The organism is Gordonia sp. (in: high G+C Gram-positive bacteria), from assembly GCF_020438995.1.
Taxonomy (GTDB): domain Bacteria; phylum Actinomycetota; class Actinomycetes; order Mycobacteriales; family Mycobacteriaceae; genus Gordonia.
The window spans coordinates 1-8,564 of sequence record NZ_JAGQTN010000286.1 but is presented as its reverse complement, the minus strand read 5'-3'; the positions used below and the strand labels follow the sequence as shown (position 1 = coordinate 8,564).

Genomic DNA, 8,564 nt, shown 5'->3' with positions numbered 1-8,564 from the left:
TCGACGCGCGGACCACCGGCGGACCCGCGGTGAAGATCGCCCCCTGGCTGCTCATCACCCGGAAGTCCGAGACCGGCGCCACGAGCGCGCCATGCCCGGCCGACGGTCCGAGCACCGCGGTCACGATCGGCACCTTGCCCGAACACTGGGCCTGCATCAGCAGGTCGGTGGGGGTGCGGCCGTAGTGATCGCCGGTGGGCCGGAACCCGGCGCCTTCGAGCAGCATCACCATCGGGATCCGGTTGCGCAGCGCGAGTTCGGCGACGCGGTAGCGCTTGGCGTTGCTGCCGGGGGCGATGGTGCCGGCGAATGTCGTGAAGTCCTCGGCCCCGACCACCACCGGCATGCCGTTGATCTCGCCTGTGCCGGTGACAATGGCGTCGGCGGCGATCTCCCCGCCCACGAGGGTGCCGAACTCCTGGAAGCTGCCGGGATCGAGAAGCGCGCGGACCCGGGCCCGGGCGTCGAGCTTGCCCTTGGCGCGGTGCTTGGCGACCCGCTCGGCGCCGCCCATCGCGTAGGAGCGTTTACGGCGCGCGTCCAGGTCGCCCAGGGTCTCATCCCAGGCGCCGGCCTGTGTCGAGGTCATGTGGCCTCCGTGTCTCTCTCGTCTGTGCCGGCCGGTATTGCCGACCGCTTCACTATGGGGTGGGGATTACTGCGGGGGTAGCGATGCCAGCGGGGGGAACCGCGGATCGCGGCGCTCGAAGAAGCTGGTGATGCCCTCGATAACGTCGGGCTGTTTGATCGAAAGATTCATCAGCTCAACCGATCTCGCCGTGGTTGCAGCGACGGCCGCGCGATCGGATTCGTCGTATAGCTGACCCTTGATCTGCGCCAGCGCCCACGGCGAACACCGCGTGGCCAACTCGTCCGCGTATTCGATGGCCCGCGTCAGCAGATCACCGTCGGCGACAACCTCTTTGACCAGACCGAGCCGCAGTGCCTCCGCGGCGTCGAACTTGCGGCCGCTGAGCAGTAGGTCGGCCGCCGGAGCGGCCCCCACCACTCGCGGAAGGATCCACGAAATCCCCTGCTCGGCAACCAGACCCAGCCGGACGAAGGTGGCACCGAACTTGGCCCCGGCGGCCACGAACCGGACATCGCACATCAGGGCGAGGGTGAAACCGAATCCGATGCACGGCCCGTTGACCGCCGCGATGACCGGCTTACGCACTGCCGTCAACGTATACGGTTGCCGCTCACCGAGAATGGCGCTCAGTGCATTCTCGTCGGTATTGCCCAGATCATCGCCCAGCGACTCGGTACTGGTGGCACCGCCCCCGGAAAGGTCTGCACCGGCGCAGAATCCGCGGCCCGCACCCGTCACCACGATCACGCGCACCGCCTCGTCGGCGTCGGCCCGGTCGATCAGTTCGTAGAACGGCACGGCGATGTCCATCCCCCAGGCGTTGAGCCGGTCGGGGCGATTGAGCGTAAGCACCGCGACGCCGTTGTCGCGGAGTTCGTAGAGTACGGCGGGTTCGGTCATCGCAGCGTGTACCGGATCGGGAGGTGCTTGAGGCCGCCGACGAACGTTGTCGCGGTCAATTGTGGTTCACCCGCCAACTCGATGTGGTCCAGGCGCGAGAGCAATTCCCTGAAGAACGCCCCGATCTCCATCCGGGCCAGCGGCGCGCCGAGACAGAAATGCAGTCCGTGCCCGAACGCCAGATGCTTGTTGGGTTCACGCTCGATATCGAAGGCGAACGGGTCGTCGAACGCCTCCTCGTCGCGGTTGGCCGACACGTACGACAGCAATACCGCGTCGCCGGCTTTGATCGTCTTGCCGCGCAGTTCGGTGTCCTCGACGGCGGTCCGCATGAACTCCTTGACGGGGGTGACCCAGCGGATCATCTCCTCCACCGCCAGCGGCATCAGGTCCGGGTTGTCGCGCAGCTTGGCGAGCTGATCGGGATGTTCGATGAGCGCCTGCAGGCCGCCGGTGATAGAGCTGCTGGTGGTGTCGTGGCCTGCCGTGGCGACGATCGCGTAGTACGAGACGGTCTGGATGTCGTCGAGCGGGGCGCCGTCGACGGTGGCGTTGGCGATCGCCGAGGCGAGGTCGTCGGTGGGGTCGGCCCGGCGGTTCTCCGTGAGCTTCTGGAAGTAGGCGAACATGTCGAGCATCGCCATCATGTTTTCTTCGTCGCTGGTGCTGCGCTGCAGTTCCGGGTCGTCGTTGCCGACGAGTTCCTGGGTGAGCTTGAGCATGAACGCGAAATCGTCCTCGGGGATGCCGAGCAGCGACATGATCACATACAGCGGATAGTCGACCCCGACCGTCTGCACGAAGTCGCATTCACCGCCGGCGGCGGCCAGCTTGTCGACGAACCGCTTGGCCAGCGCGTTCACCTGCTCCTGAAGCTTGGCCAGCGCACTCGGCTTGAACCAGTTGACACCGATGGCCCGGTACTGACGGTGTTTGGCACCGTCCATGTGAATGAGGGTGTCGATGCCGATCTGCTGCTGCAGTTTGTCCTGTTCGGTGGTCATCAGCACCGGCCGCGGCGAGTTACTGAACGTCTTGGCGGCGCGTTCGACCTTGATGATGTCGGCATACTTGGTGACGGCCCAGAAGGGGGTGTAACCGTCCACCTCGACCAGCGACACCGGGTCGTCCCTGCGGGCGGCCGCCAGCGCCGCGTGCAATGATTCGGAGTCCTTGTACGCGGCCGGGGTTGCCAGTACGGCGGCGGGTACCGCCTCTGCTGTGGTCATCGATCTGCCTTTCGCCTGGTGCCGGGCATCATCGTCGGATACGGGTCCTCGGATATGGGCTGCGGGCACGGATCGCCGGGGCTGCGCCGTGCGCCAACGTACGCTGACCGACGATCTTACCGCAAGGCTTACGGGAATGGTTACATTCGTCACAATCGTTCGAGTTCCAGGTTCGGTAGGATTCCCGGCCGCACATACCGTCGCGATTACAGTAAGTACCTTGACAGTAGGCCCGTAGTCCCGGAGTATGACAGCCATCACAGCGACGTCCAGGCCCCGCCGTCGCGTCAGCATCGGAGAGTGTGCACCGCATGGAATGGACCGTAGGCACTGTCATCGACGCCATCGCCGACGCGATCCCCGACCGGCTCATGACCATCTGCGGCGATCGCCGCAGCACCTACCGCGAGGCCTCCGAGCGCACCACCGCGTTAGCGAAGTTCCTGGTGAGCAAGGGATTCGGTACCCACACCGAGCGCGCCGACCTCCAGCCCTGGGAGTGCGGACAGGACCGGGTCGCACTGATCATGCACAACGATCTGTACCCCGATGCGTTCATCGCCTGCTCCAAGGCCCGCGCGGTGCCGGTCAACGTCAACTACCACTACACGCCCACCGAGATCCGCGAACTGCTCGACTACGTCGCACCGCGTGCGGTGATCGGCCACCGCACGCTGCTCGCCAGGTTTGCCGGCGCCCTGCCCGACGGCGTCGACCTGATCATCTCCATCCCCGATGACGACGACACGCCTCCCATCGAAGACACGATCGAGTTCGATGATGCTCTGGCACAGGGGAGATCATGGGACGGCGACCTTCCCGCGGTCACCCCCGACGATGTGGTGATGATGTGCACCGGCGGCACCACCGGGCGGCCCAAGGGTGTGCTGTGGCGTCAGGGCGACCAATACGTGGTGTCGATGAACGGCGGAGTACACGCGCACGTCGACGAGATCCACCAGAAAGTGCAGTACGCCGGGCTGCCGTGGTTCGCGGTGTCCCCGCTCATGCACGCCGCCGGCCTGCTCACCGCCTTCGCCGGAATCCTTAACGGTCAGACCGCAGTCCTGTACGACAGCACCAAATTCGACCCCCACCGGGTGCTCGCGACGATCGAACGCGAGAAGGTCGGCCTGATGACGATGGTCGGCGATGCCTACGCCGTCGGGCTCATCGACGCCATCCGCAGCGGCGAATACGATGTGTCGACGCTGTTCTCGGTCGCCAGCGGCGGTGCCCCGCTGAACGTCGAACACCAGAAGACGCTCCGCGAGTTGCTGCCCGGGGTGATCCTGGTCAACGGCTACGGTTCCACCGAAACCGGCAACGTCGCGTTCGGTGCGAGTGAGAACGACGAGACCAACACGATCGTCGGGTTCACCCCGCACGCCGACACCCGCATTGCGTCCGAAGACCTCGACCGGTTCCTCGAGCCCGGCGACGAAGAGGACGGCTGGGTGGTGCGTCAGGGCCGGATGCCGTTGGGCTACTTCAAAGATCCCGAGGCCACCGAACGCACGTTCCGGACGGTCAACGGTGTGCGTGTCGTCCAGTCAGGTGACCGTGGCCGCATCTCCGAGGACGGCACGCTGCTGCTGCGCGGACGTGATTCGCTGGTCATCAACACCGGCGGCGAGAAGGTGTTCGCCGAGGAGGTCGAGGAGGTGCTGCGCACCTTCGCCCACATCGACGACGTCCTCGTCGTCGGTCGGTCCAGCGATCGGTGGGGTTCGGAGGTGGTGGCTGTGGCCGCAGGCGACGACGGGCTGGTCGCCTCCATTGAATCCGGTGAGCTGCAACGGTATTGCCGGGACAAGCTCGCCGGGTACAAGGTGCCCAAGGAGGTTGTCGTCGTCGATGATGTGCGGCGCCTCGGCAATGGCAAGGGTGACTATCGCTGGGCGAAAGCCACCGCGACCGAAACCTCGGAGGCTACGGTGTCCTGATGGGCGAGCGCATCACCGAATACCGCAACGGCGACTACGTTTTCGATGTCATCGACGCGGGGCCTGTCGACGGCACACCGATCGTGCTGCTGCACGGGTTCCCCCAGCGTGCCACCGCCTGGGATCTGGTGACGCCGCTGCTGCACCAGCACGGATATCGCACGCTGGCACCGGATCTGCGTGGATACTCGCCGCGAGCCCGGCCCGGTCGGCGCCGCGACTACGCGCTCGGGCTGCTCATCGGCGACGTGCTCGCCCTGTTCGACGCGATCGGCGACGGTCCGGTGCATCTGGTGGGCCACGACTGGGGTGCGATGCTCGCCTGGGGTGTCGCCGCACAGCACCCCGACAGGGTGGCGACGCTGACCACCCTGTCGGTTCCGCATCCGGCGGCATACCGCAGGGCGATGCTCCGGGGCCAGGTGCTGCGCAGCTGGTACATGGCGCTGTTCCAGCTGCCGAGGATTCCGGAGTCGTTCCTCACCAAGTCCTTCGAGTCACCGAAGGCGCGTGCGCGGATCGGGCTGCCACCCGAATACGCCGACCGGCTCCATTCCGACATCGTCGCGTACGGGGCCCTCACCGGTGCGCTCAACTGGTATCGGGCGATGCCGTTCTGGTCTCCCACCGACATGCGTACCGGCAAGATCACCGTCCCCACCACCCACCTATGGAGCGACCGCGACTTCGCCCTCAGCCGCGTCGGCGCCCAGCGCACCGGCCGCTGGGTGCAGGCCCCCTACGAATTCCGCATCATCACCGGCGCCAACCACTGGCTCCCCGAAACCCGCCCCGCCGAGGTCGCCGACGCCATCCTCGACCGGGTTGGCTGCTGACGGTCCGAGGAACTCACGCCATGCGCCGAAAGGTCACCGGACCCTTCGCGACCCTCGCTCCTTCGTCGCTTCGGCCTCAGGGATCAAGATGCCCCAACCAGCCCGACAACCCCCAAAACCACACAACAACCAACCGCGGCAACCTCCACTCCCGCCACAGGGATCAAAATGCCCCAACCAACCCGACAACCCCCAAAACCACACAACAGCCATCCGCGGCAACCTTCGCTCCGGCCACAGGGATCAAAATGTCACAACTGTTTCGAACGTGGCTGCGGGAGGCTTCTTGATCCCTGAGGGCGATGCGAGGGACGAGCGAGCGTCTCGAAGGGTCCGGCGAGGTCCACGTATTACCGAACCACCTCACCGGCGACCACCGCGATAGTCACACCGGCAGCGTCCCGGATGACGATGTCCGCCAGGGAACCTCGGCGCAGACCGATCGCTGGGGTTCGGAGACGGCTTGCCGCTTCGTCGATGGTCAGGCGCTCCGAGCGGCCGGCGATCTCGCCGCCGGCGACTCGGCGAGTCACCGCGGCGTCGATGATCTCCGCCGGGTCGAGCGGGCCGTACGGTGCGTCACTGGACAGTGCCACGGGCACCCCGGCAGCCATGAGACTCGCGCAGCGGTACAGGTTTTCACGATCGGACGGGTCGACGTCGCGCAGGTAGTCATGGCCCCGGTCGGCGAGGAATCCGGGCTGGGTGACCACCGTGACGCGCAGACGACACAGGTCGTCGATCAGGTCGGGTGGGACGATCGCGGCGTGCTCGATGCGGTCATGTCCGCTCGCACCGGCATCGTCGAGGGCGGCGAGCGTGAGGATCAGCGCCTCACGGGTGACGCAGTGCACGGCGACGGCGCGACCGACATTGTGTGCGGCGCGGATCCTGTCGGTCAGGTCGTCGAGGTTGGGCAGCTCCGAGTCGGCGACGACGATCTTGTACGGTCCCGTCGTCACCCGATGTTCGGTGATGTTGCGGCCCAAGGGAACTCCTAGCAGATGCAGCCGTTGCGGGATCGCGCCCGATGCCGCGGCGGACTGAAGGTGCTCGAGTGCGGCGGTGTCGAGGTCGGGGGTGGCGTCGGTGACCGAGGTGATGCCGAGGGACAGCAGTTCCGCGCCGACTGCCGACAGATCTGGAAACCCGTTGGACGGCAGCCGTTTCCGCAGCCAGTCGTCGGCGCGGAAGATGCGCCCGGTCGGGGTGCCGTCGGGACGTCGTTCGATGCCGGGATGCCTGGCGTCGTCCAGCCCGAGCACCCGGGCGCCGAGACCGTTGACCAACCACATCGCTCCGCTGCGGTGCGAGATACGCACCGGCCGGGCCGCATACAGTCGGTCCAGAGAATCCGAGTCGAGTTCACCGGCAACGGTTTCGGAGTATCCGACGCCGCGCACCCAGCCGTGTTCGTCGGCCGGAGCAGCCGCCAGCACCGCGGCCAGTCCCGCGCCATCAGTCACCTCCGGCGGCCCGCACCGAACCGACCGCCGCGCGGCCGCCAGTGCGTGCAGATGCAGGTGGTGGTCGGTGTAACCGGGCTCGGCCACGCCCCCGCCGCAATCGACGACCTGTTCGCCCGGACGGCGGTGCACGTCCGCCGATATCGCGTCAATACGCTCACCGGCGATCCGGATCCGCGCGGGTATCCCTTCCACCACCACATTTGTCAGCAGCACCGGCACGCCCCGATCATGCCGATACCGCACGGCCGCAGACCAATCCATGTACACAATCGGCGATTCAGCATCACAACTCTCCGAACACCGCCGCGGTGTCGGCACCCGATTCCGGCGCGGGTGTCTGCACCGCGCGCGGCGTGGGGGCCACCACCGGATGCCCGGCCGGCGTCACCCAGCCGTCCCTCTCGTGGACGCACGCCGCCGACGGTTCGCCGGTCAGCGTGGCACCGACGATATCGGCCATCGAAAGATCCAGTACCGCAACGGGTTCGGTGAGCGCCCACACCACCGCGGTGAGCCCGGTGAGCGGATCGGCGATCGCGTCGCCACAGAACACCGGATCACCGGCGTCGTCTAGGGCCACCAAACCGGCCGCGGCGGCGACGTCGTCGCCGAACCCGATCCGGTTGGAATCGCGGCCGAACGCGGTGATCGACACCCACGACACCCCGGTCGCCGCCACCTTCTCGGCATCGATCCCGAAGCCACGCAACGCCCTTGGCCGCGATGCCTCGATCACGATATCCGCCGACGCCACCAACTCCGCCAGGCTCCGACGGTCCGAATCGTCGGCAGGGTCGAACACGACGCTGCGATGACCACCGTGCAGCAGGTTGTAGAAGTCCGCGTTGCCGCGGCGAGCGCCGTCGGGCCGGGTCGTCGTCTCCACCTTGATGATCTCCGCACCCCCGAGCCCCAGCAGATGCGCACACAGCGGTCCCGCCCACAGCGCGCTGAAATCCACCACCCGCAACCCCTTCGGTGAACGCAGTGCACCCCGTGGTGATCGGACACTGTCGGCTCGCGAGGTTTCGAGGCTCGCAAGCTCGCACCTCAACCGGCTGGTGGAGACCCCCTCACCCACGGTTCCCCCTACGCCGGTTGACGTGTGAGGAGCGCAAGCGACGAGCCTCGAAACCTCGTGAGCCGAGGACGAAACCGAGTGCGCGGCCAGACCCAGGAGTTCGGCTCGCTCGTCCAGTTCGGCACCGGTGTGCGCCGTAACCCAGTTCTTGATCGGCGGCCACGGATCCGCTGCGTCGATGTCGCCGGAGATCAGCGCGCCGTACAGGGCCGGATCGTCGGGCCGCGAACATGAGATCGCCGCCCACCCGTTGGAGGTCGGCAACAGCCGGGTATTCCCGCCGGGTGCCACCCGTCCCCCTCGGCGCATCCTGGTGACCGCGGCCCGCTCCCCCAGCAGCACCGCCCCGTCGACGTCGATCGTCCCACCCGATGCCTCCCTCAGGAGATCTGTGCAGCGCCGAGCCCATGTCGCGCCGCTTCCGGGTGGCACGATCGGGAGCCCGGCGTGGCCGGTCAGAGGGATCACGCCACTGCGCGCCCAGTCGCGTTCCACGACGTCCGGCGTGTCG

Annotated in this window: 7 protein-coding genes; 2 read left to right on the top strand and 5 right to left on the bottom strand. The window is 67.1% G+C overall.

Annotated features, from left to right (window positions below; all coding sequences use genetic code 11):
* From KDB67_RS20375 to KDB67_RS20365, 3 genes are all read right to left on the bottom strand, one after another.
* Positions 1-589 (bottom strand): carboxyl transferase domain-containing protein (locus tag KDB67_RS20375; protein ID WP_291019951.1); only part of this gene is annotated, 589 nt, incomplete at its 3' end.
* A gap of 66 nt (positions 590-655) precedes the next feature.
* On the bottom strand, positions 656-1,492 hold the full coding sequence (locus tag KDB67_RS20370) for an enoyl-CoA hydratase-related protein (RefSeq protein WP_291019948.1): 837 nt from the start codon (positions 1,490-1,492) through the stop codon (positions 656-658).
* Positions 1,489-2,721 (bottom strand): cytochrome P450, encoded by a 1,233-nt coding sequence (locus KDB67_RS20365; protein WP_291019944.1) that lies wholly within the window; start codon positions 2,719-2,721, stop codon positions 1,489-1,491. The genes KDB67_RS20370 and KDB67_RS20365 overlap by 4 nt, the downstream gene beginning before the upstream one ends.
* 311 nt (positions 2,722-3,032) lie before the next feature.
* On the opposite strand from KDB67_RS20365, the gene KDB67_RS20360 reads away from it, so the two are divergent.
* Positions 3,033-4,667 carry an AMP-binding protein gene (locus KDB67_RS20360; RefSeq protein WP_291019941.1) on the top strand — a complete coding sequence of 545 codons (1,635 nt, stop codon included), beginning with the start codon at positions 3,033-3,035 and terminating at the stop codon, positions 4,665-4,667.
* Positions 4,667-5,503 carry an alpha/beta fold hydrolase gene (locus tag KDB67_RS20355; RefSeq protein WP_291019939.1) on the top strand — a complete coding sequence of 279 codons (837 nt, stop codon included), beginning with the start codon at positions 4,667-4,669 and terminating at the stop codon, positions 5,501-5,503. The genes KDB67_RS20360 and KDB67_RS20355 overlap by 1 nt, the downstream gene beginning before the upstream one ends.
* A gap of 350 nt (positions 5,504-5,853) precedes the next feature.
* Here the strand turns inward: KDB67_RS20355 and KDB67_RS20350 are convergent, their stop codons facing one another.
* Both KDB67_RS20350 and KDB67_RS20345 read right to left on the bottom strand, forming a co-directional pair.
* A complete protein-coding gene (locus tag KDB67_RS20350) occupies positions 5,854-7,191 on the bottom strand; it encodes an amidohydrolase family protein (protein WP_324387754.1) in 1,338 nt (445 codons plus the stop codon).
* Between the two features lie 64 nt (positions 7,192-7,255).
* On the bottom strand, positions 7,256-8,548 hold the full coding sequence (locus tag KDB67_RS20345; protein WP_291019954.1) for a CoA transferase: 1,293 nt from the start codon (positions 8,546-8,548) through the stop codon (positions 7,256-7,258).
* Positions 8,549-8,564: the final 16 nt, after the last annotated feature.

Bases quoted from the DNA above. Each gene is read 5' to 3' on its own strand.
- KDB67_RS20370 (WP_291019948.1), bottom strand. From the start codon at position 1,492: ATGACCGAACCCGCCGTACTCTACGAACTCCGCGACAACGGCGTCGCG.
- KDB67_RS20360 (WP_291019941.1), top strand. From the start codon at position 3,033: ATGGAATGGACCGTAGGCACTGTCATCGACGCCATCGCCGACGCGATC.
- KDB67_RS20355 (WP_291019939.1), top strand. From the start codon at position 4,667: ATGGGCGAGCGCATCACCGAATACCGCAACGGCGACTACGTTTTCGAT.
- KDB67_RS20365 (WP_291019944.1), bottom strand. From the start codon at position 2,721: ATGACCACAGCAGAGGCGGTACCCGCCGCCGTACTGGCAACCCCGGCC.